20 protein-coding genes are annotated in these 23,277 nt (G+C 68.3%); 4 read left to right on the top strand and 16 right to left on the bottom strand.

Going from position 1 to position 23,277, the window contains the following annotated elements:
• Positions 1–29 precede the first annotated feature (29 nt).
• The 3 genes from IEY58_RS20925 to IEY58_RS20915 all read right to left on the bottom strand — a co-directional run bounded on the left by IEY58_RS20925 (position 30) and on the right by IEY58_RS20915 (position 5,700).
• Positions 30–3,794, bottom strand: a complete 3,765-nt coding sequence (locus IEY58_RS20925; protein WP_189049379.1) for a response regulator — start codon at positions 3,792–3,794, stop codon at positions 30–32.
• A 268-nt stretch (positions 3,795–4,062) separates the two neighbouring features.
• Positions 4,063–4,734: a cold-shock protein gene (locus tag IEY58_RS34735; protein WP_189049377.1), complete on the bottom strand. Its 672-nt coding sequence runs from the start codon at positions 4,732–4,734 to the stop codon at positions 4,063–4,065.
• Between the two features lie 333 nt (positions 4,735–5,067).
• Complete coding sequence (locus IEY58_RS20915; RefSeq protein ID WP_229743848.1) at positions 5,068–5,700, bottom strand: thioredoxin family protein; 633 nt, start codon at positions 5,698–5,700, stop codon at positions 5,068–5,070.
• 147 nt (positions 5,701–5,847) lie between these two features.
• Between IEY58_RS20915 and IEY58_RS20910 the strand changes: the two genes are divergently transcribed.
• Positions 5,848–6,339, top strand: coding sequence for a GNAT family N-acetyltransferase (locus IEY58_RS20910; RefSeq protein WP_189049375.1), 492 nt, complete (start codon positions 5,848–5,850; stop codon positions 6,337–6,339).
• A gap of 21 nt (positions 6,340–6,360) precedes the next feature.
• Here the strand turns inward: IEY58_RS20910 and IEY58_RS20905 are convergent, their stop codons facing one another.
• The 12 genes from IEY58_RS20905 to IEY58_RS20855 form a co-directional block, all read right to left on the bottom strand.
• Positions 6,361–6,570: a hypothetical protein gene (locus IEY58_RS20905; protein ID WP_189049373.1), complete on the bottom strand. Its 210-nt coding sequence runs from the start codon at positions 6,568–6,570 to the stop codon at positions 6,361–6,363.
• A gap of 127 nt (positions 6,571–6,697) precedes the next feature.
• Positions 6,698–6,796 (bottom strand): MFS transporter small subunit, encoded by a 99-nt coding sequence (locus tag IEY58_RS34895; RefSeq protein ID WP_456057526.1) that lies wholly within the window; start codon positions 6,794–6,796, stop codon positions 6,698–6,700.
• 16 nt (positions 6,797–6,812) lie between these two features.
• Positions 6,813–8,171: an L-lactate MFS transporter gene (locus tag IEY58_RS20900; RefSeq protein ID WP_189049371.1), complete on the bottom strand. Its 1,359-nt coding sequence runs from the start codon at positions 8,169–8,171 to the stop codon at positions 6,813–6,815.
• Between the two features lie 104 nt (positions 8,172–8,275).
• Positions 8,276–8,482, bottom strand: coding sequence for a formate dehydrogenase subunit delta (locus IEY58_RS20895; RefSeq protein WP_189049369.1), 207 nt, complete (start codon positions 8,480–8,482; stop codon positions 8,276–8,278).
• The gene (fdhD, locus tag IEY58_RS20890; RefSeq protein ID WP_189049367.1) at positions 8,482–9,330 is read right to left on the bottom strand and encodes a formate dehydrogenase accessory sulfurtransferase FdhD; all 849 of its coding nucleotides are present in this window, start codon (positions 9,328–9,330) and stop codon (positions 8,482–8,484) included. The genes IEY58_RS20895 and fdhD overlap by 1 nt, the downstream gene beginning before the upstream one ends.
• Positions 9,331–9,367: 37 nt before the next feature.
• Entirely contained in the window at positions 9,368–12,208 is a 2,841-nt protein-coding gene (fdhF, locus tag IEY58_RS20885) for a formate dehydrogenase subunit alpha (RefSeq protein WP_189049365.1), read from the bottom strand.
• 8 nt (positions 12,209–12,216) lie between these two features.
• Complete coding sequence (locus tag IEY58_RS20880) at positions 12,217–13,782, bottom strand: formate dehydrogenase beta subunit (protein WP_189049363.1); 1,566 nt, start codon at positions 13,780–13,782, stop codon at positions 12,217–12,219.
• Positions 13,779–14,270, bottom strand: a complete 492-nt coding sequence (locus IEY58_RS20875; protein ID WP_189049361.1) for a formate dehydrogenase subunit gamma — start codon at positions 14,268–14,270, stop codon at positions 13,779–13,781. Before IEY58_RS20875 ends, IEY58_RS20880 begins: the two co-directional genes overlap by 4 nt.
• Positions 14,271–14,541: 271 nt before the next feature.
• Entirely contained in the window at positions 14,542–15,165 is a 624-nt protein-coding gene (locus IEY58_RS20870; RefSeq protein WP_189049360.1) for a DUF4337 domain-containing protein, read from the bottom strand.
• Between the two features lie 7 nt (positions 15,166–15,172).
• Positions 15,173–16,093 carry a LysR family transcriptional regulator gene (locus IEY58_RS20865; RefSeq protein WP_189049358.1) on the bottom strand — a complete coding sequence of 307 codons (921 nt, stop codon included), beginning with the start codon at positions 16,091–16,093 and terminating at the stop codon, positions 15,173–15,175.
• Between the two features lie 14 nt (positions 16,094–16,107).
• The gene (locus IEY58_RS20860) at positions 16,108–17,265 is read right to left on the bottom strand and encodes a cysteine desulfurase family protein (RefSeq protein ID WP_189049356.1); all 1,158 of its coding nucleotides are present in this window, start codon (positions 17,263–17,265) and stop codon (positions 16,108–16,110) included.
• A 19-nt stretch (positions 17,266–17,284) separates the two neighbouring features.
• Positions 17,285–17,890 carry a cysteine dioxygenase family protein gene (locus tag IEY58_RS20855; protein WP_189049354.1) on the bottom strand — a complete coding sequence of 202 codons (606 nt, stop codon included), beginning with the start codon at positions 17,888–17,890 and terminating at the stop codon, positions 17,285–17,287.
• Between the two features lie 139 nt (positions 17,891–18,029).
• Between IEY58_RS20855 and IEY58_RS20850 the strand changes: the two genes are divergently transcribed.
• The 3 genes from IEY58_RS20850 (at position 18,030) to IEY58_RS20840 (ending at position 22,474) form a co-directional block, all read left to right on the top strand.
• A complete protein-coding gene (locus IEY58_RS20850; RefSeq protein WP_189049352.1) occupies positions 18,030–20,732 on the top strand; it encodes a bifunctional acetate--CoA ligase family protein/GNAT family N-acetyltransferase in 2,703 nt (900 codons plus the stop codon).
• Positions 20,733–20,810: 78 nt separating this feature from the next.
• The gene (locus tag IEY58_RS20845; protein WP_189049350.1) at positions 20,811–21,626 is read left to right on the top strand and encodes a substrate-binding periplasmic protein; all 816 of its coding nucleotides are present in this window, start codon (positions 20,811–20,813) and stop codon (positions 21,624–21,626) included.
• 95 nt (positions 21,627–21,721) lie between these two features.
• Positions 21,722–22,474, top strand: a complete 753-nt coding sequence (locus tag IEY58_RS20840) for a substrate-binding periplasmic protein (RefSeq protein WP_189049348.1) — start codon at positions 21,722–21,724, stop codon at positions 22,472–22,474.
• A 15-nt stretch (positions 22,475–22,489) separates the two neighbouring features.
• On the opposite strand, the gene IEY58_RS20835 is transcribed toward IEY58_RS20840, so the two are convergent.
• Positions 22,490–23,158 carry a class I SAM-dependent methyltransferase gene (locus tag IEY58_RS20835; RefSeq protein WP_189049346.1) on the bottom strand — a complete coding sequence of 223 codons (669 nt, stop codon included), beginning with the start codon at positions 23,156–23,158 and terminating at the stop codon, positions 22,490–22,492.
• Positions 23,159–23,277 lie beyond the last annotated feature (119 nt).

Genomic DNA, 23,277 nt, shown 5'->3' with positions numbered 1-23,277 from the left:
GGTCGGGGCCCTTTCTACTGGGTCGGGGCTCATGCGTCGGTCCTTTGCTTGAGCCCCGACCCAACAGAATGGTTCCCGACAGGATGAGCCTCGACGGAACGGCTGCGGAGATAGGCGTCGAGCGCCGCCATGCTCGATGCGGCCGTGGCCTCGAACGCGGCGAGCAGGTGCCGGACCACCGCGCGATCTCCCGCCCGCGCGGCGCGCTCCAGCTCGGACGACAGACGCTCCATCTCGCGGACGCCGAGATTGCCGGACGTGCCCTTCATCTCATGGGCGGCCCGCGCGAGCGCCTGCAGGTCAGCGGCGCGGGCCAGGCTCGCGAACTCGACGAGCTGCGCCAGGACGGATCCGAGAAAGGTTTCGACGATGACGGCGAAGCGCACCTTGGACATCATGGCCGACAAGCGGTCGAGATGGCCGACGTCGAGCCATCCCGCCTCGACCGTATCGCCCGGCAATGCGACCTCGGTCACGGTGTCGGAGATCCATCGCTCGACGGCCGCGAGCAGCGTATCGGGCTCGAACGGTTTCGAGACGTAGTCATTCATGCCGGCGGCGAGGCAGGTCTCCCGATCGCCCAGCATCGCGTTGGCGGTGACCGCCACGATCGGCACCTTGCCGGCGGCGCCCGCCATGGCGCGAATCTCGCGGGTCGCCTGCAGACCGTCGACACCCGGCATCTGGACATCCATCAGCACGAGATCATAGGGCTCGCGCGCAACGGCCTCGACCGCCTCGCGCCCATTGTTCGCCAGATCGACGCGATAGCCGGCGCCGCGCAGGATCGTCTCCGCAATCTCCTGATTGATCACGTTGTCCTCGGCAATCAGCACACGCGGCCCGACGCCGGCGACCGACGGCTCCGCCGTCACCGCACCGGCCTGCTCCGGCGCGGCAACCGGCCCCAGCACCCGATCGATCGTCTCGACGAGGGTCTGGTGGCGGACCGGCTTGGTCAGGAACGCGTCGAACCCGGCCGACGCGGCGCGGTCGGCCTTGAGCGGGGTCCCGACCGAGGAGACCAGCACCATGCTCATCGAACATCCCTCGGGCGTGGCGCGAATGCGCCCGGCGAGCGTCGGCCCATCCATGTCCGGCATCAGCTCGTCGACCAGTGCCAGATCGAACCGCCGGCCAGCCGCCTCGGCCGCGGCGATCGCCGCCAGCGCCGCCGGACCGTCCTCGGCCTCGACCACCTCGGCGCCACCCCCCGTCAGTTGCCGCGCGAGAATCAGGCGGTTGATCGGCAGGTCGTCGACGACGAGGAGCCGCCGCCCGATCAATGTCGCGCCGATGGCGCGGGCCGCCTGGACCCCGCGGGCCGCGGCAAGCGACACCTCGAACCAGAAGAGCGTGCCGCCACCCGGACGGTCCTCGACGCCGAGCGTTCCACCCATCAGCTCGACCAGCTGCTTGGCGATGTTGAGGCCAAGGCCCGTGCCGCCGAAGCGTCGGGTGATCGTGTCGTCGGCCTGGGCGAATTTCTCGAACAGCCGGCGCTTGCCCTGCTCGTCGAGGCCGATCCCGGTATCTGCGACCTCGACCCGGATCCGATTGCGGCCGAGCGCCGTCACTTCGACCGAGACGAAGCCTTCAGCCGTGAACTTGACCGCGTTGGACAGGAAGTTCAGCAGGATCTGCCGCAGCCGGGTCGGGTCGCCGCGAAACGCGCGGGCCGCCCCAGTGTCGACCAGCATGGCCAGCTCGATGCGTTTGTCATAGGCGCGCGGCGCCATCAGTTCGACCGCATCGCCAACCAGGGCCTCCAGGTCGAAATCGATCGTCTCGAGCTCGAGCTTGCCGGCCTCGAGCTTCGAGAGGTCGAGAATGTCGTTGATGACGGTGAGCAGCGCCTCGGCCGAGGCCCCGACCGCTTCGGCGAAGCGACGCTGCTCGGCATCGAGGGCGGTCGACAACAGCAGCGCGTTCATGCCGATGACGCCGTTCATCGGCGTGCGGATCTCGTGGCTCATCCTGGCGAGGAAGTCGCTCTTGGCGGCATTCGCCGCGTCGGCCACCTCGCGCGCCGCGCGCAGGTCGGCCGCCGTCGCCGTGAGTTCGGCCGCCTGCCGCTCGGACTGGGCGCGCTGCCGCTCGAGCTCGAACTCGCGCGCGCGGCGCTCGGTGACATCGCGCACGAGCACGACGAAGCCGAGATCGTCCTTCATGGGGTTGCGCCGCACTTCGATCCACGTGCCGTTCGTGAGCTGCTGCTCGCGGACCGCCGGCCCTTCCGAGCGCATGCGCCGGATATGGTCGGCCTCGATCCGGTCCGGATCGCCCGGACCGAAATCGCCGCGCCGGATCAGCATCCGGCGCAATTCCATCGCCGGCTCTGCCGCTGCGAGGATCTTGTCGCGCGGCAGCCCCAGGATCTCGAACAGGCGCTCGTTGGCGTGGATCAGCCGCAGGTCCGGATCGAGCACCTCGATCCCGTCCGGAATGGTCATGAGCGTTGTCGCCAGCACCTCTGCCTCGCGGGCCCGGGCGCGCGCCGCCAGGATCTCCCCGGTCACATCGCGCCCCGTGCCGCGGTATCCCAGGAACCGGCCATCGCGATCGAGATGCGGCTTGCCGCTGACCGAGATGAAGACCTCGCGGCCATCGGCCTCGGCCAGCCGATAGGTGAAGTCGCGGAACGGCCGATGGGCGGCGATCGTGTCGAGATGATCCTTGACCGCGCCCGGCACCAGGTCCGGGCTGAATTTGACGAGCGCGGTGCGGTCCCGCCCGATCACGCTGGCCGGATCGTAGCCGATGCGCCGCAGTCCGTCCGACATGTAGGTGATGCGGTGCTCGGCATCGCATTCCCAGAACCAGTCGGTCGACGCCTCGGCCCAGTCGGCAAAGCGCGCCTCGGCCATGGCGCGGCGGCGCGTCTGGCGATGGAGGAACCAGGCGAACAGCAGGATCGCGACATCGACCAGAACGACGACGGTGGTCTGCTCGATCGTGTCCCGGCGCCAGGCCGCCATCCATTCCCGTTGGGACAATCCGACGACCATGACCAGCGGATAGGCGTCGAGCCGGCGATAGGCCTTGAACCGGGCAATCTTGTCGTAGCGCCCCGGGCTTTCGTATTCGCCGGCCGGCGCCTTCGGCAGTTCCCGCTTGAGCACGAGCTCGCCCGCGTCGGTGCGCCCCAGCAGGTCGGCGCGGAACGGGTGCCGGATGAGCGCCACGCCGTCGAGCCGGATGAGCGAGATCGTGCCGTCGCGGCCGACGTCGAAATTCTTGTAGAACGATTGGAACTGGTCGCCGTCGAGCGCCGCTGCCAGCACACCCGCGAACGCCCCGTCCGGCCCTTCGACCCGGCGCGCCATGATGATGGTCAGCCGGCCGGAAGCACGGCTGTACAGCGGCTCCGAGATGTAGGTCCCGAGTTCCGGATGATCGCGCAGGCGGACGAAATAGTCGCGATCGGAATTGTTGATTTCGGTGCGCACGGCCGGCAGCGAGGCCGCGAGCCAATGACCGTCCGGACCGATCAGCACCAGCTCGCGGATCTGCGGCGCGAGCTGGATCCGACTCGCCAGGATCTCGTCGAGATGCGGCAAAGATTCGGGCGGCAGCCCGTTGTCCTTGATCCGCTGGGCAATCCCCGCCAAGGCCAGGTCCGCCGTCTCGAGCGTACGCTCGGCATGCTGCGACAAGGCCTGGGCCAGGTTACGGACGCTAGTAAAGCCTTCGCCGCGCTCGATCGCTCGGGCCCGCAGCACGATCGCCGCGTCGAAGGCCAGGAGGATGATGCAGAGCAGCAGCGCGCACAGCAGGATCGAGGCTTGCGCCATCGATCCTGCGTGGCGTGAACCACCCATCGTGCCTCGGCCTTGCGCGCGCATAACGGCAAGCCTAGCAACTCCTGCGGGTTCCGTCTCTCTCAGCTTGCGCCGCCGGCGGTCCTTCGCCGAGTTTCGATCGGACAAACGGCAAAGACCGCATGCCGCCCGGCAGGGCAACATGCGGTCCCATCTGTCATTTTCATCCGGCGGACGTCACCATCCGCCGGCGCCGAAATCAGCCCCTGGGGATCGGTCCCCGGAGATCACTCCCTCAGGATCAGTCCCCGAGCGAGATCGACAGAGCCTCGCGGCCCTTCGGCGTATCGACGACCTTCATCGAGACGGCCTGGCCCTCGACCAGATGCGAGATGCCCGCCTGGGACAGGATGGAGATATGGACGAACACGTCCTTGCCGCCATCCTGGGTCGCGACGAAGCCGAAGCCCTTCTCCGGATTGAACCACTTGACGCTGCCGTCGAGCGAGACCGCCTGAGACGCATCCGGCTGGAAGCGCGGCGGACGACCGCCGCCCATGCCGCCGCCACCGAAGCCGCCCGGACGCGGGCTGCGCGGCGGCTGTGCCTGGGCCGTGCTCTCGTCGACCTCGATCACGCGCGTGATCTGCATGCCCTTGGCGCCCTGGCCGACCTGGACCTTGAGCTTCGAGGCCGGCGCCACCGCGTCATGCCCGGCCGCCTGCAACGCGCCGATGTGCAGGAACGCGTCGCCCGACCCGTCGGCCAGCTCCGCAAAACCGAAACCCTTCTCAGGGTTGAACCACTTCACCGTCGCCTCGACCACCGGACCCGCGGGGGTGCTATCGAACGACGACGGACCGCCGAACGGACGCGACGCCGGGCGTGCCGGCGGTCGCGCGTCGTAAGGCTGCGGCATATCATCATCGAACCCGCGCCGCCGCGGCTGCCGGAAATCCCTGCCCTTGCTCATGTCGCTTACTCATCTCCATTGCGGCGGGAGCCTCGCTCCGCGCCCTTCTCCCGCAGGGCAGTTTCTCTGCTGCTGCCGAAGTCTACTACTTCGCGCCGACCGCGTCACCCCGGGCAGGGGCGTTGGCAGCCGTCTTTCAACGCGACGGCACCTCGCACGTCGCGCATTACGATATTTACCACGGCTTTGAGACAATTGGGCGCGCTTTTATTGCCTCGTGCTTCGACTCTCGTCGTGGCGCCCGAGCTTCCGTTGCATAGGAAACACACCTGGGGTCGAGCGCCGGCGCTCGGCCCCCGTTGCAGACGCGAGCTTTTCGCCTTCGGCAGCAGGCTAGCTGCGAGGCGCATATTTGACCGAGCAGCCATAGGCAGTGGTCGCCGACACAGCGACCGGCCGGCCCGCCAGCGTCTCGTCAAGCGCCGCCTTCACGTAGTTATGGGCGATTGCGACATCGGCCGGGTTGGTCGACGGCATGTCGTCGATGGCCCCGCGATAGACGAGCTGCCCGGCCTTGTCGATGACGAACATGTGCGGCGTCGCCCGCGCGCCGTAGAGCCGGCCGACCGTCCCGCCCGGATCGAGCAGCACGGCAGTCGGGGCAGCGTCGCGGGCCGCGGTGTCGCGATCCGCCTCCGCCGGCGTCACGTAGCCGGGCTCGCCCTCGGCCGACGACGCGACCGTGAGCCACACGACGCCCTCGCCGGTGTAGGTCCGCTGCAGCGCCTGCATGTTGCCGCTGCGATAATGCTTGGCGACGAACGGGCAGGCATCGTTGGTCCATTCCAGCACCACGACGCGTCCGCGGTAATCCGAAAGATGGACGAGCGCGCCCTTGGTGTCGCGCGCCGAGAAATCCGGCGCCGGGGCGCCGATCGCGACCGAGGCGACATTGCCAGCGGCAGCTCCGTCCTCGGTTCCGAGTATGACCGCGCCCGCGATCATCGACAGGCCGAGCGCAAGCAACCAGAATGTCCCGAATCCTCGTCGCACCGCATGCCTCTCGCTTCGGAAGTCCGCTGTCCTTGGCCATTCTACGGAACGGTCGGGCGCTTCATCCCTCGCTGATGCGGCGGTCCGGCCGGGCAAGGGGCCAGAATGGAGACATGGCGGATGACGGCGGAAATTCTGCGGATCGGCGAAGATCTAGACTTGAGCCCGGTCGGATCGGCGGAGATCGACCGGCTGACGCGCTTGCAGCGGGCGGCCTACGCGCCCTGGCTGCCGGTCCTGGGCCTCGAACCCCTGCCCTACCGGGCCGATTACCGGCAACTGCTCGAAGACCACGAGGCGTGGTTCGTCCGCCGCGGCGACGGCACGGAGGTGGGCGCACTCGTCATCGAGACCTTGCCCGACCATCTCCTGATCTGGAGCGTGGCGGTCGCGCCGGAATGCCACGGGCAGGGCATCGGCCGCGCGCTGATGGGTTTTGCCGAAGCGGAGACGGTACGGCGCGGCCGATCAGAGGTCCGGCTCTATACCCATGTGCTGATGGCGAAGAACATCGCGCTCTACCAGCGGCTGGGCTATGTCGAGACCGGGCGGGAGGCGACGCCGGACGGCCGGCGCATCGTCCATATGGCGAAGCGCCTGGAACCACGTTGATACCTAAAACCACGTTGATACCTAAGGGGCAAGCGCCCGCACCTGGCAGCGGTTCGAGGAGCAGACGGCGCATTTGAGCCGGCCGTTGAGGTTGGGCGGCACGATGTCGGGGCCGAACTTGGCCAGCAGCGTACCGGCCGACACGGTCTTGCGCCGGAGGCAGCCGGTGCACAGCACCTCGATCTGAAGCCCCCGCTCAGCACATTGGCCGAGCGTCAGCAGTCTGGTCACGGCCTCGATACTCCCTGGGCGCGAATCGCCGACCAAGAGTATCACACCCCGTCTCGCGACCAGGATTGAAACAGAGACCGGCCCATCCCGAGAGATGGCGTCTCGAGAGACGGGCCGGCCTTCTAGGTCATTGGAACAGCTTCAGCGCATTCTCCAGGGTCTTCTCGACCCCCCAGATGAGCGGAATGCCGACGGCGAGCCAGAGCACGACGAGACGAGTGGTCATGGTTTCCTCCCCTGGCTCAGGAATGCGCCGCGGCTTCGCGGTAATAATGCCGCTCCGCCACCGCCCGCATCGCGAGGTTGGCGAGGAATCCCACCAGCAGCAATGCGCACATGATGTACATGGTGATCGAATAGGCCTGAGCCTTGGGCACACCCGCCTCGATCTGGTACTGGCGGATATAGTTCACCAGCACCGGCCCCAGCACGCCCGCCGCCGACCAGGCCGTCAAGAGGCGGCCGTGGATGGCACCGACATGCATGGTGCCGAACACGTCGCGCAGGTAGGCCGGAATGGTCGCGAAGCCGCCGCCGTACATCGACAGGATGATGGCGAAGGCCGCCACGAACAGGGTGATCGAGCCGATCTGGCCGGTGGTCGGCACCAGGGCGTAGAGCGCAATGCCCAGGAGGAAGAACACCATGTAGGTGTTGCGCCGGCCGAGATAGTCCGACGTCGAGGCCCAGAAGAACCGGCCGGCCATGTTGAAGATGCTCAAGAGGCCGACGAACCCGGCCGCGGAGGCGGCAGTGACCCGGCTGCCGAACATCTCCTGGATCATCGGCGAGGCTTGGCCGAGCACGCCGATGCCGGCGGTCACGTTCATGCACAGCACGACCCAGAGCAGCCAGAATTGCCGCGTGCGCCACGCCACGTCGACATGGACGTGGTTGGTCGTCACCAGCCTCCTCGCCGCGGCCGGTGCCACCCAGCCTTCAGGCTTCCAGCCGTCGGCCGGCACGCGGACGGCATAGACGCCGATCATCATGAAGCAGAAATAGACGATGCCCATGACGACGAAGGCGCCGACCACGCCGTTCGAGGTCGCGGTCTTGAAATAGTTCATCAGGAACACGGACATCGGCGCCGCGATCATCGCCCCGCCGCCGAAGCCCATGATCGCCATGCCGGTCGCCATGCCGGGCCGGTCGGGGAACCATTTGATCAGGGTCGAGACCGGCGAGATGTAGCCGATGCCGAGGCCGCAGCCGCCGAGCACGCCGTATCCCAGATAGAGCAGCCAGAGCTGATGGATCTGGACGCCGAGGGCGGAGACGAGGAAGCCGCCGCCGAAGCAGCACGCGGCCGTGAACATCGCCCGGCGCGGCCCGACATTCTCGACCCAGCGGCCGAACACGGCGGCGGAAACGCCGAGAAAGACGATCGCGATCGAGAAGGTCCAGCCCAGCTGCGCCAGGTTCCAATCGTCCGGCGCCGAGGCGGTGATGCCGATAAGCTTGCTTAGCGGCAGGTTGAAGGTCGAGAAGGCATAAGCCTGCCCGATCGAAAGGTGCACCGCGAGTGCCGCGGGAGGCACCATGAACCGGTTGTAGCCCGGTGGCGCGACCGTATGCGCGCGGTCCAAAAAGGAACTCATCTGCCCCTCGCTCTCCCTATGAAATGCGCGAACCACCTAGGGGTTTCGCGTCGCGGTTATCCTCCGAATTTTCTTCGAACGGCGGTCCCCCTACCGCCGCCCTATTACGACAATCGCTCGACCGCCGGCCGGACCAGATCGTGCAGCCCCTCGCCGCCGGCGGCGACATGGGCCTTGATCTGGGCCAGCATGCGCGGCTCCCAGAAGTGCTTCAGATGGTCGGCGACCCCGGCCACCGCTTCGTCGTGCGGATAGGCCGCGAAATAGGTCGCGATCTGGTTGGCATTGTGGATCATCCGATCCTTTTGCATCAGGAAACCTCTTTGAGATCGGCAATCCGGTCGGCGCCGGCATAGACCGTGACCGAATCGGCGCGGGCGAGAGCCACGAGGCAGAGGCCGGCCCGCTCGGCCGCCTCGACCGCAAGTGCCGTCGGCGCGGAAATCGCGACCAGCGCCGAAATGCCGGTCGTGGCCGCCTTCTGCACCAGCTCGTAGCTGAGGCGGCTGGTCAGCACGGCAAAACCGGGCGGCCGGCCGCCGGGACGGGCCGCCATGGCGCCGATGACCTTGTCGAACGCGTTGTGCCGGCCGACGTCTTCGGCCAGATGGACAATCTGCCCGTCCCAGCCGGCCCAGGCGGCGGCATGGACGGCGCCGGCCAGCCGGTTGAGCCGCTGCCGCGGCTCGAGCCCGTCGAGCGCGCGCCGGATCGCCTTCAAGGACAACATCGTCCGATCCTCGAGCCGCGGCAGCGGCCGCATGGCGTCGTCGAGGCTCTCGACCCCACACAGGCCGCAACCGGTGCGCCCGATGAGCGCCCGCCGCCGATCCTTCAAGCCCGCGAACCGGCGCTGGGTGATGGTGAGGCGCACCTCCATCCCCTCGCCAATGGGCACGACTTCCAAGTCCAGCAGTTCGTCGGCCGACGCGATGATGCTTTCACTGAGCGCGAAGCCCAGCGCGAAATCGGCGAGATCACAGGGGCTTGCCAGCATGACCGCGTGGCTGACACCGTTGAACACGAGAGCGACCGGCACTTCCTCGATCAGCCGCACCGGGATCGGCTCAGTCGTCGCACCCAGCCGCCAAGCCTCGCGCTCGACGACGCCTGGACCGTCGGAAGGAGGAAGCTGCGCCGAACGAGCCGCCTGCTTCATGCCGGACTCATTTTGCCACGCTCATTCCGTCACTCATTCATTCCGCCGCCACGGGATCGGTGACGCGTGTCGTCTCCTCGCGCATCGCCGCGTAGCGGTCCTGCCAGCCGGACCGATGGTTGGTCAGCCGCACCTGCACCGCCGTCACCTTGTACTCTGGGCAGTTGGTCGCCCAGTCGGAGTAGTCGGTCGTCACAACGTTCGCCGCAGTCTCGGGATTGTGGAACGTCGTATATACCACGCCTGGCTGCATCCGGTCGCTGATCTTCGCGCGGAGGCTGGTCTCGCCGGCCCGGCTCACCAGCGACACCCAGTCGCCATCCGCGATGCCGCGATGCTCCGCGTCGAACGGATGGATCTCGAGCAGGTCCTCCTCGTGCCAGACGACATTCTCGGTCCGCCGGGTCTGCGCGCCGACATTGTATTGCGAGAGAATGCGGCCGGTCGTCAGGATCAAAGGGAAGCGCGCCGACGTGCGCTCGTCGGTCGGCACGAACTCGGTGATCGCGAACCTGCCCTTGCCGCGCACGAAGCCGCCGACATGCATGGTCGGCGTGCCCTCGGGCGCCTTGTCGTTGCACGGCCATTGCACGCTGCCCAGGCGCTCGATCTTCTCGAACGACACGCCGGCGAAGGTCGGCGTGAGCCGCGCGATCTCGTCCATGATCTCGGACGGGTGCTTGTAGTCCATGGGATAGCCGAGCGCGTTCGACAGCAGCATCGTCACTTCCCAGTCGGCATAGACCGCCATCGGCGGCAGCGCTTGCCGCACCATGCTGATGCGGCGCTCGGCGTTGGTGAAGGTGCCGTCCTTCTCGAGGAACGACGAGCCGGGCAGGAACACATGGGCGAAGCTCGCCGTCTCGTTGAGGAACAGGTCCTGGACGACGACGCATTCCATCGCGGCCAAGCCGGCCGTGACATGGGTGATGTCCGGGTCCGACTGGGCGATGTCCTCGCCCTGGATGTAGAGGCCCTTGAACGTGCCGTCGACCGCGGCGTCGAGCATGTTGGGGATGCGCAGGCCCGGCTCGCCGCGGAGCGTCACGTTCCAGACCGCCTCGAAGCTCTCACGCACCGCGTCGTTCGAGACATGGCGATAGCCGGTGAACTCGTGCGGGAACGAGCCCATGTCGCACGAGCCCTGCACGTTGTTCTGGCCGCGGAGCGGATTGACGCCGACGCCTTCGCGGCCAACGTTCCCGGTCGCCATGGCCAGATTCGCCATACCCATGACCATGGTCGAGCCCTGGCTGTGCTCCGTGACGCCAAGGCCGTAGTAGATCGCGGCATTGCCGCCGGTCGCATAGAGCCGGGTGGCAGCCCGCACGTCAGCCGCCGGCACGCCGGTGATGGCCTCAACCGCCTCAGGCGAATGACGCTGCTCGGCAATGAAGGCGCGCCAGCGGGCGAACTCGACCGGGTCGCAGCGCTCGGCCACGTAATCCTCGGCGACCAGGCCCTCGGCCACGACGACATGGGCCATGGCGTTGATGAGCGCCACGTTCGCGCCGGGCTTCAATTGCAGGTGATAGTCCGCCTCGACATGGGGCGTGCGCACCAGGTCGATCCGGCGCGGGTCGGCGACGATGAGGCGGGCGCCCTCGCGCAGCCGCTTCTTCATGCGGCTGCCGAACACCGGATGAGCGTCGGTCGGGTTGGCGCCGATCACCAGGATGACGTCGGCCTGCATGACCGAGTCGAAATCCTGGGTGCCGGCCGAGGTGCCGAAGGTCGTGCTGAGGCCGTAGCCGGTCGGCGAGTGGCAGACGCGCGCGCACGTGTCGACGTTGTTGTTGCCGAAGCCGGCGCGGACCAGCTTCTGCACCAGATAGGTCTCTTCGTTCGTGCAGCGCGAGGAGGTGATGCCGCCGATCGAATCCTGGCCGTATTTCGCCTGGATGCGCTTGAACTCGGACGCGGCGTAGGCGATCGCCTCCTCCCAGCTGACCTCGCGCCACGGGTCGGTAATCTTGGCACGGATCATCGGCTTCAGGATGCGCTCCTTGTGGGTGGCATAGCCCCAGGCGAAGCGGCCCTTGACGCAGGAATGGCCGTGGTTTGCCTGGCCGTCCTTCCACGGCATCATGCGCACGACCTCGGTGCCGCGCATCTCGGCCTTGAAGCCGCAGCCGACGCCGCAATAGGCGCAGGTCGTGATCACGCTGTGCTCGGCCTGGCCCGCCTCGATCACCGAGTTTTCCATGAGCGTCGCGGTCGGGCAGGCCTGGACGCAGGCGCCGCACGAGACGCATTCGGACGCGAGGAAGTCCGTTCCGCCCGGCGACACGGCCGAGGCGAAGCCACGCCCGTCGATGGTGAGCGCGAACGTGCCCTGCACCTCCTCGCACGCCCTGACGCAGCGCGAGCAGACGATGCATTTCGCCGGATCGAACGTGAAATAGGGGTTGGACGTGTCCTTCTCGGCCGCGAGATGGTTGGCGCCGTCGTAGCCATAGCGCACCTCGCGCAGCCCCACGACGCCGGCCATGTCCTGCAGCTCGCAATCGCCGTTGGCGGCGCAGGTCAGGCAGTCGAGCGGATGGTCGGAGATATAGAGCTCCATCACGCCGCGCCGGAGCTTCGCCAGCCGATTGGTCTGGGTCTTGACCTTCATGCCCGGCTCGACCGGCGTGGTGCAGGAGGCGGGCGTGCCGCGCCGGCCTTCGATCTCGACCAGGCAGAGCCGGCACGAGCCGAACGGCTCCAGGCTGTCGGTGGCACAGAGCTTCGGCACCTGCGTGCCGATCTCGCTCGCCGCCCGCATGACGGACGTGCCGGCCGGCACGGTGACGGCAATGCCATCGATCTCGAGCGTGACCATCTCGCTCGCCAGGCTCGGCGGCGTGCCGTAGTCGGTCTCGTGAATGAGCGACATGGGTCCTCCTATTCCGCCGCGCGCGCCGGAGGCGCAGCAACCGGACGGTCGAAATCGTCAGGGAAATGCTGGAGCGCGCTCAGCACCGGATAAGGCGTCAAGCCGCCCAAGGCACAGAGCGAGCCGTCGAGCATCAGCGTGCAGAGGTCGTCGAGCAGCTCGAGGTTCTTCGCCCGGTCCTGGCCAGCGATGATCCGCTCGATCACCTCGACGCCGCGGGTCGAGCCGATGCGGCAGGGCGTGCATTTGCCGCAGCTTTCGATGGCGCAGAACTCCATGGCGAAGCGCGCTTGCTCCGCCAAATCGACCCGGTCGTCGAACACCACGACGCCGCCATGGCCGACCATGCCTTTGACCGCCGTGAAGGCCTCATAGTCGAGCGGCGTGTCGAGCAGGCTCTCGGGGAAGTAGGCGCCCAGAGGCCCACCGACCTGGACCGCGCGGAACGGCCGGCCCGACGCCGTGCCCCCGCCATAGTCCTCGATCAGCTCCCGGAGCGTGATGCCGAACGCGCGCTCGACGAGCCCGCCGCGCTTGACGTTGCCGGCGAGCTGGATCGGCAGCGTGCCGCGCGAGCGGCCCATGCCGAAGTCGCGATAGAATTCCCAGCCCTTCTCGAAGATGACCGGCACGGTCGCGAGCGACACCAGGTTGTTGACGATGGTCGGCTTGCCGAACAGCCCTTGGATCGCCGGCAGCGGCGGCTTGAAGCGCACGAGCCCGCGCTTGCCTTCGAGGCTTTCCAAGAGCGAGGTCTCCTCGCCGCAGATATAGGCACCGGCGCCGAGGCGTGCCTCGAGGCGGAACGCCTTGCCCGAGCCCATGACCGAGGCGCCGAGGAACCCTGCGGCCTCGGCGAGCTCGATCGCGCGCGAGAAGGTCCGGAACGCGTGCGGATATTCGGAGCGGATATAGACGTAGCCCTCGGTGGCGCCGACCGCGACGCCGGCGATCGCCATGCCCTCGATCAGCGAGAACGGGTCGCCCTCCATCAGCATGCGGTCGGCGAAGGTGCCGCTGTCGCCCTCGTCGGCATTGCACACGACATATTTCTGGGCGGCCGGCGCGTTCAGCACGGTGCGCCACTTGATGCCGGTCGGGAAGCCGGCGCCGCCGCGGCCGCGCAGGCCGGACTGGGTCACCTGCTCGACGATCTCGGCGCCTGAAAGCTTGAGCGCCGTCTCGAGCCCCTTCCAGCCGCCATGGGCACGGTAGTCGTCGACCGACAGCGGATCGACGATGCCGCAGCGGACGAAGGTCAGGCGCTCCTGGCGCTTGAGGTACTCGATCTCCTCGGTCGGCCCGAGCGTCAGCGCATGGGCGCCACCCGCGAGGAAGTCCGCGTCGAACAGGCCCGGCACGTCCGCGGCCGCGACCGGGCCGTAGGCAACGCGGCCAGCCGGTGTTTCGACCTCGACGAGCGGCTCCAGCCAGAAAAGACCTCGCGAGCCGTTGCGGACGAGCGTTATGGCAAGGCCGCGCCGCGCCGCCTCCGCCGCGACGGCATCCGCCACCTGCTGAGCGCCGACCGAAAGCGCGGCCGCATCGATCGGCACGAACACGCGCACGCTCATCGCCGGCCTCCGCGGAATGCGGGCAGCTCGGCAACAAGCGCGTCGAAACGCGCGGCATCGACGCGGCCGTGGAGCGTGCCGTCGATCATCACCGCGGGCGAGAGCGCGCAATTGCCGAGGCAATAGACCGCGTCCAGCGTGGCTGCACCATCGGCGCGCGTGCCGCCCATCGCGACGCCCAGGCGCTCCTCGGCATGGCGCTGAAGATCGCGGCAGCCCATCGACTGGCAAGCCTCGGCGCGGCAGAGCTGGATGACATGAGCCCCGGCCGGCTTGCCGCGGAATTCGTGATAGAAGCCAATAACGCCGTGGATCTCGGCGCGGGAGAGATTGAGCGCATCGGCGATGAGCGGCACCGCCGCCGGATCGACATAGCCGAAGCGATCCTGGAGGGCGTGAAGGATCGGCAGGGTGGCACCCGGAAGATGCTTCAGACCATCAATCACTTCCCGGGCGGTCGCCGGGTCGAAGGGCGCGGAATGCGCCATGCCTGTCCTCCCACGCAGCCCTCGGTAATCTCACGAATAATTGCCTTGGGCCCGCTAGCAAATCGTTACCACCGCTCACTATTTGCTAAGCGCAGCAGGATGTTCCATTCGTTTTTTCCTATTTTGCGATAGCGAAAAGCCGCCTGTGCACCTGCGGGAGAACCGTCCGAATCACTACCATGGTAGCGTCAAGCCTAGCTGCGCACACGTCCGACTGAAACGTGAAGAAGCAACTACGTTCCAATGACGACCCGGTCGTCCGACCATCGTCTCATCCTAAAGGCCAATCGAAGAACTGCAGGAAGCCGTTCGCCGACAGGAACAGGCCGCCGGCCGCGAACAGGACGGAGACGAGCAGCAGCTGGCGGGACGCGGTCAGGATGCAGGTGGACGCCAGCACGATCGCGATCTGCAGCAGGGCTTCCGCGATCTCGAAGCTCTCGCCGCGCGCCTGCGCCAGGTCACGGCGCGCCTCGGCCGCCTCGGCTTCGGCCTTGAGCTCGGTCTTGCCGCCGCTCGTGGGATCACTCTCGTAGTGCTGGATCGCCTGGCGATAGGCGTCGATCCGGGCACCGATCGCCGTGCGTGCCGCATCGGGCAGGTCGGGCCGGCCGGCGAGCGTCAGTTCGAGCTGGTCCTCTGCAAGCTTGGTCGCGGTCTCGCGGATGTTGCGTGCCTGGTAGAAGTTCCAGGCGTCGGACCGCTCGATATTGGCGTTGATCGTCGCCTTCATCGCGTTGGTGCTGCCGGTCCCGGTGATGGCGAGCAGCACGGCCAGCACGCTGATGAACAGGCCGACCCGCTTGCGGAAGGTCGTATCGTTCACCGCGTGGTCGGCATGGCCGTGATGGCTGCCCGCTTCGGCGATATGGTCGGAAACTTCGGTCGCTTCCATCTTTCCTCTATCCGTATTGGCGGAGCGGCCATTGCATGGCCTCGGCAAGGCCGAGCGTCGGGGCCAGCGCGAACAGTGCGCGGGCGAGCGGCTGGGCCGGCTCGCGGTCGGGCATGACGAAGCCCAGGGTGTAGGAGACTTCGGGCCGGGTAAGCTCGACCGCGATCGTACCGTCGGGCAGGCCCGGCATGTCGAGCAATGTATGGGGCATGACGCTCGACAGCTGGCCGGCGCTCACGTGCAGGCACAGGGTCACGATCGAGTTGGTCTCGAGCGTCGGCTGCGGCGTCTGGCCGACCGACTGGAAGATCTTGTCGACGATCCGGCGGTTCTGCATGTCCGGGCTCAGGAGGCAGAGCGGCACCGACGCCGCCTCGGCCCAGGTGGCACTTTGGCGCCCGGCGAACGGCCCTCCCGCCGGCGTCAGCAGGATGTAATGCTCGCGATAGAGCGGCAGCGTGCGCATCCGCGAGACCGGCTCGTTGTCGAGATATGTCAGACCCACGTCGAGCACGAATTCGTCGATCTGCTTCTGAATCTCGATCGAGGTCAGCGACATGATCGTGACCGACACGCGCGGGTGGCTGACCGCGAACGGCCCGGTGATGCGCGAGACGATCGGCAGTGCGGACGGCACGACGCCGATCCTCAAGTGCCCCGTCAGGCCCTGGCGCATCTCCGACAGGTCCTGCCGGAGCGCGTCGCAGTCGGCGACGATGCGCCGGGCATATTCCAGCACCCGCTCGCCCTCGGGCGTGAAGCCGATGAAGCGGTTGCCACGTTCGACGATCGGCACCTGCAGCTCATCCTCGAGCTGGCGGATGGCGGCGGACAGCGTCGGCTGGCTGATGTGGCTGCGCTCGGCCGCGAGGCCGAAATGCCGTTCGCGGGCAAGCGCCAGCAGATAGACCAGTTGCTTGATGACCATGGGCGGAACCTACCTCAAGCGCCCATTTCGCGACAGAGCTCCCGGCAGGCCTCGATGAGTGCCGCCGCCGCCGCATCGACATCCGGCTCGCCGGTCGAGCGACCAAGCCCGATGCGGAGTGCGCCCAGCGCTGCCGTCTCGTCGAGGCCAATCGCACGGAGCACGGTCGACGGCGTGCGCTCGGCCGACGCGCAGGCAGCGCCGGTCGAGATCGCGACCCGGTCGCGCACCCGCGCGATGATCGCGTCGGCATCGAGCCCCTCGACCCGGAAATTGATGTTGCCGGGCAATCGGCGCGCCGGATCGCCGTGCAGTCGGATGGGCAGGCCGGCCGTCCGCAACTGCGCGAGCAGGCGATCGCGGTGTGCCACCAGGCGGACCGCCTCGGCGCCCATCTCGGCCGCGGCAAGCGCCGCCGCGGCGCCGAGCCCGACGACGAGCGGCGCCGGCACGGTGCCGGACCGCAGCCCCTGCTCCTGGCCGCCGCCCAGGATCAGCGGCCGGACCCGCGGCCGGACCGCCCGGCGCACCGCGAGCGCGCCGACGCCCTTCGGGCCGTAGAGCTTGTGCGCCGAAAGCGTCATGAGGTCGATCTCGCGCATGGAAAGCGGGATCTTGCCGGCCGCCTGGGCGGCGTCGACATGGAAGAGCGCACCCGCCGCGCGCGCCAGCCGGCCGATCTCGTCGATCGGCTGCAGCGTGCCGATCTCATGGTTGGCCGCCATCACGGTGACGAGCCCCACATCCGGCCCGAGCCTCGCCGCGACCTCGGCCGGATCGACCACGCCCGCCGGCCCGACCGGAAGGAACCGAACCGCGAAGCCGTCGGCCGCAAGCGCCTCGAGGCAGGCATTGACGCAGGGATGCTCGAGCGGCGACGCGAGGATGCCGAAGCGCCCGGCCTTGGCAAGGCCCGGCGCCACACCCCTCAGCGCCAGGTTGTTCGCCTCGGTGGCACCCGAGGTGAAGACGATCTCGCGCGGCTCGGCACCGATGAGGGCCGCGACCTGGCGCCGCGCCGCCTCGACCGCCTCCTCGGCCGCCCAGCCGTAGGCATGGTCGACCGAATGCGGGTTGCCGAACCCTTCCTTGAACCAGGGCAGCATGGCGTCGAGCACGCGCGGATCGAGCGGCGTGGTCGCGTGATGGTCGAGATAGATGGGTGCCGTCATGCCGCGCCTCGGCAGGCGCTCACGCTCGCGCCGGAAGTGTCGCCCGCACCGCCGCCGACCGGTCCCAGAGATTGGGCAGCACCGTGTTGACGTAGCCCGAGACGAACGGCACGGTCTCGCCGCTCTCGCGATAGACGTGGCGCGCGACCGCGCCGATGTTGGCGCCGTAGACGTGAATGCTGATCGAGACCCGGTCCGCGAGGGCGTTCTCGACCTGGTGCACGTCGCCGATGCTGGGCGAGACGGCATCGACCATGCCAGGCTCGAGCCGCGTGGTGCCTGTCCGGCAGCGTGTCGCCAGATCCCAGCCATGGGAGAGCTCGGCGCCGCGCAGCATGCCGATCAGGCCCCAGACCGTGTGGTCATGAATCGGCGTCGACTGCCCCGGGCCCCAGACGAAGCTCACCATGGAGAAGCGTTCGAGCGGGTCGCAATAGAGCAGATATTGCTGGTAACGCTCGGGATCGGGCACAGCGCAGGCGTCGGGCAGCCAATCGTCGACCGCAATCAGCTCGCCCAGCAGCCGCCTGCCCTCGTCCAGCAAGCGCTCCTCCGTGAGCCTGGCCTCGACCAGCCGGGTGAAGCCGGCGATGCACCGGCGCAGACGCTCGATTCCTTCGGCCATCGTCCGCCCTTCTCCGTTCTTTCGATAGGTTAGACGGAAGCCGCGATGGAAGTCGAGGCGATGGAAGTCGAGACGCGAGCCGCCTATCCTGCCGTAGGTCCATTGGCCTTTGCCGCCTCGCCCGAGAGAGCCCGCGCCCATGACGATCCGCAATCTTGCCCGCCTGTTCGAGCCGCGCTCGGTGGCGCTCATCGGCGCCAGCGACCGGCCGCATTCCATCGGCGCCGTCGTCGCGCGCAACCTGCTGCGCAGCGGCTTCAACGGCCCGATCATGCCGGTCAATCCACGCCACACGGCAGTCGAGAGCGTGCTCTGCTATCCGGACGTGGCGCACCTGCCGGTCGTGCCGGACCTCGCCGTCATCGCGACGCCGGCCAAGGGTGTACCCGCCCTGATCGAGGAACTGGGCGCCCGCGGCTGCCGCGCCGCGATCGTATTGAGTGCGGACTTCGGCCGCGGCACCGAAGAGGGCGCCCAGCTCCGCCAGGCAATGCTCGACGCGGCCAAGCCCTATCTCCTGCGCGTGGTCGGGCCGAACTGCCTCGGCGTCGCGGTGCCGGGCATCGGGCTCAACGCCACCTTCTCGCATATCACGCCGCTCACCGGCGACGTCGCGTGCCTGACCCAGTCGGGCGCCATCGCGACCACGCTCATCGACTGGGCGACCAGCCGCGGCATCGGCTTCAGCCATATGGTCTCGCTCGGCGACATGGCCGATGTCGACGTCGGCGACATGCTCGACTACCTGGCACGCGACTGTCAGGTGCGCGCGATCCTGGCCTATGTCGAGGGCGTGACCGAGGCACGCAAGTTCATGTCGGCGGCACGCTCCGCCGCGCGCACCAAGCCGGTGATCATCCTCAAGGCCGGGCGCTACCGGGCAAGCGCTCAGGCCGCAGCCTCGCACACGGGCGCCCTCGCCGGCGCGGACGCGGTCTATGACGCGGCGTTCCGCCGTGCCGGCATGCTCAGGGTCTCCTCGCTCGACGAGATGTTCTCGGCCCTCGAGACCCTGAGCCATGGGCGCCGGATCTCGGGCGATCGCCTGACCATCCTGACCAACGGCGGTGGCGTCGGCGTGCTCGCGACCGATGCGCTCATCGACGCAGGCGGCTCGCTCGCAGAGCTGTCGCCCGACACGCTGGCGGCACTCGACCAGATCCTGCCGCGCACCTGGTCGCGCGGCAACCCGGTCGACATCTTGGGCGACGCCGACGGTCCGCGCTATGCGGCGGCGCTCGACATCCTGCTGGCCGACCCGCAGACCGACGCCTGCCTGGTGCTGAACTGCCCGCAGGCGGTTACGACCACGCTCGAGGCCGCCGAGGCAGTGATCGCAACGCTCGCCCGCCACGGCAGCCGGGCCCAGGCCAAGGTCATAGTCAATTGGCTGGGCGAAGGGGCGGCGCGCAAGGCGCGCGCCCGTTTCGCCACCGCCGGTCTGCCCAGCTACGAAACGCCGGAGCGTGCGGTCACCGGTTTCATGCACTTGAGGGAATTCCGGCGCAACCAGCGCTTGCTCGTGCGCGTGCCGCCGGCGATCCCGGCGGATTTCTCCCCGGCCCTCCAGGCCGCACGCGGCATCGTCGCCGGCGCCGCTGCGGGCGGGCCAAATGGGACCGGGCACGAGTGGCTGGACGAAGCCGATTCGAAAGCGCTGCTCGCCGCCTACGGCATTCCGGTCGCAACCGTCCGGCGCGTGCCGGACGCGGATCGGGTGGCGGACGCCGCGCGTGAGATCGGCCGGCCGGTCGCGGTCAAGATCATGTCGCCCGACATCGTGCACAAGTCGGACATGGGCGGCGTGGCGCTCGACCTCGCGACACCGGATGCGGCCGCCGCCGCCGCCCAGGCCATGCTGGCGCGCATCCGCGCCGCCAAGCCCGACATCCGCATCGACGGCTTCGCGGTGCAGGAGATGGTGACGCGGCCCGATGCGATCGAGCTCATCGTCGGGCTCGCGTCCGACCCGACCTTCGGGCCGGTGCTGCTGTTCGGTCGCGGGGGCACGGCGGTCGAAGTGATCGGCGACAAGGCGCTGGCGCTCGCCCCGCTCGACATGATGCTGGCGCGCGATCTCATCCAGTCGACCCGCGTCGCCCGCCGGCTCGCGGGCTTCCGCAACGTGCCGGCCGCCAATGTCGATGCCATCGCCTTGAGCCTGGTCAAGCTGTCGCAGATGGCGTCGGACCTGCCCGAGCTCGTCGAGATCGACATCAATCCGCTGTTGGCGGACGCCCATGGCATCATGGCGCTCGACGCGCGCATCCGGCTCGGCCGGCGCGCGCCTTTCGCCATCCTGCCCTATCCGTCCCAGCTCGAACGGCGCATCGCGCTCGCGGACGGCACGCCGCTCCTCATCCGCCCGGTCAAGCCCGAGGACGCACCCGCCTTCGAGCGGAGTTTCGAGCGGATGCGGCCCGAGGACATCCAGCACCGCTTCTTCGCCGCCATGAAGGCGCTGCCGGCCCAGTTGCTGGCGCGCCTCACCCAGATCGACTACGACCGCGAGATGGCGTTCGTGGCCGTGCCGCCGCCGGAGGCCGGTCAAGGGGACGACGGCTACGGCGTCGTGCGCATCGCCGCCGATCCGGACAACGAGCGCGCGGAATTCGCGGTCACGGTGCGCAGCGACTGGCAGGGTCGCGGCCTCGGCCGCGCGCTCATGGACCTCATCATCGACTATTCCCGGACGCGTGGCCTCAACGAGGTCTGGGGCGCCATCCTCCGCGACAATACCGGCATGATCGACCTGGTCCGGCGTGTCGGCTTTACCGTCCAGGCACATCCGGAAGATCCGAGCCTGGTCACCGCCACCCTGCCGATTGCGGCCAATCGTTAACGCCTTCTACGTGAAGCCCCATGTTAGCTTGCCCCAATGGCGGAGTGATCGATGGCGCCGCTGGGGGAGACGACGGGGATGCGGCGACACGTGTGGCGTCTGGCCATTTTGGGCCTATGGCTCGGCCTCGCAGGCGCGCCTGGGGGCCTGTCCGCAGTGGCTGCGGCATCGGGCACTGCGCCGGCCTTGCGCTTCTATACCGAGGAATACCCGCCGATCACCTTCTCCGATAACGGCAGGCCGGCCGGCCTCGGCACGGACGTCGTCACGGAAATCCTGCGCCGCAGCGGCCTCGAGGCCAGTATCGAAGTGGTACCCTGGGCGCGCGGCTACAGCTATGCCACCACCCAGGCGCTCGTCGGCCTGTTCGTCACGACGCGTACCGCGGAGCGCGAGCCGCTCTTCAAATGGGTCGGCCCGATCTCCGCGACCCGGGGTTCGCTCTACGTGCTGAACACGGCGGAGATCCGGCCGAAGGATCTGCAGGATGCGCGCAAGCTCGACGGCATCGCCGTCCCGCGCGAATGGTATTTGCAGCAGATGTTGCAAGGCGAGGGCTTCGCCAATCTGCAGCTCACGTCCAATCCGGTGGCATCGCTGAAGCTGCTGATGAGCGGCCATGTCCAGGCGGTGGCGCTCGACGACGTCACGCTCGAGATGAGCAGCCGTGCGGCCGAGGTGCCGTCGTCCGGGTTCCGGCCGGTCCTGGAGATCGCCGAGGCCAGCCAATTCCTGGCCCTGTCGCGCGACACGCCCGATGAAGTCGTCGAACGGTGCCAGCATGCGCTGGACGGCATGAAGGCCGACGGCACCTTCGCGCGGATCTATCACCGCTGGCTGCCCGCCGCGGCGCCGCCAGGCAGCCTGGTGGCGGACGGAACGGCGACGGACTGACGAATGCCCCTGAACGGAGGGCTTGAACATCTTTCGTTCATTGATGGCGCGCAAAACTCGCCGGGCGCAACCGCCAGAAGAAAGCCGTCGCCCGGATGACATTGCCGTTCCGTCTCTTGTCGGCCTGCCTCGCCCTGCTGGCAGCGTTCGTGGCCGGCATCGCCCGGGCCGACATGGTCACGATCGCGGCGTGCGAGAATTACGCGCCCTATTCCGACGCGAGCCTGCCGGGCGACGGCTTTGCCAACGACCTGACGGCCCGGATCATGAGCCGGGCCGGCTACGACGTCTCGGTCACGATCATGCCCTGGGTCCGGGCGCTCCAAGGGACGGAGACCGGCACCTTCGACATCCTGCCATCGGCCTGGTACACCGAGGCGCGCGGCCGGACCCTGCTGTTCAGCCAGCCGATCGCGCTCAGCCGGCTCGTGTTCGTCAAGCCGGTGAGCTCACCGTTCGAATTCCACTCGCTGGATGATTTGCGCGGGCTCACGGTCGGCACGGTTTCCGGCTATGCCTATACGCCCGATTTCCTGACCTCGCCGCTGTTCCAGCGGACGGCGGTCGCCGACATCGTGCTGAACCTGCGCATGGTCGCGGCGCGACGCATCGATCTCACGCTCGACGACGAGCTGACGCTCCGCTTCATCATCCATAGCCGGGCGCCGGAACTGGCGCCGCTCCTAAGCCTGACCCGCGGCGTGCTCTCGGAGCAGCCGCTCTATGTCGCCTTTTCGCGCACCCGGCCTGATGCGGAACGCCTGGTCGCCGCCTTCGACGCCGGCCTCGCCCGCATGCAGGCCGACGGCGACTATCAGCGGCTCCTGGCGCTCCACCAGATGGAGTGAACCGTCGAGGCTGCGCTAGGCAGCCTTCTTGAAGGTCCAGACAAAGGCCGGCGGCACGTTGCGGATGACGCGGGCGACGCGGCGCGCATGCAGGTGATGCTCGTGGGCCGGCAGCGGCGCGTTGAAGCCATAGGTGAACTGGATGAGCGGCCGGCCGGGCGGCAGCAGCGCGAAGCAGCCGTCGACCACGGCGCGGCGCGCGTCGTCGGGGAACAACAGCAGCGGCAGGCCCGAAACCACAGCGGCGACGCGCGTGATGCCGCGGTCGGCGAGCAGCGCCGTGAGCTCGCGCGCATCGCCGCACAGGATCGTGACGCCATGGAAGCGCTTCGCGAGCAGGTCGGCCAGGCTCGGATCGCGCTCGAGCACGATCAGCCGATGCGGCGGAATGCCGGAATCGAGAATGCCGCGGGTGATGCTGCCCGTACCGCCGCCGAGTTCGACGATCGGCGCCGCGTCATGCCGCGCATCGGGCGGAATCTGTCGGGCCATGGCGTCGGCGAGCCGCCGGCTCGACGGCACGACTGCCCCCATGCGGCTGGGCGCACGCAGCCATTGCAGGAAGAACACGGCTGCGGAATTGCCATGCCGCAGGCGCGCGGCCGTGGTGTGCAGGCCGGCGGCGCCCCGCGGCCGCGGCGGGTTTTTCGGGTTGGACGTCAGGATCGCACGCTCCGTTTTCATCTCCATCGCTTCGCGGCTCGCAAGATTGGGGGTTGTCGCCGCCATCCAATCCGTTAGTTTGCCGCTCGCGTAGGCAATTGGTGCCGATTTTTAAGGCATTCAGACTTCGACGGAAAACC

The organism is Aliidongia dinghuensis, from assembly GCF_014643535.1.
In the GTDB taxonomy this organism is placed as follows: Bacteria; Pseudomonadota; Alphaproteobacteria; order ATCC43930; family CGMCC-115725; genus Aliidongia; species Aliidongia dinghuensis.
This window is presented reverse-complemented; position numbering and strand designations above follow the sequence as displayed.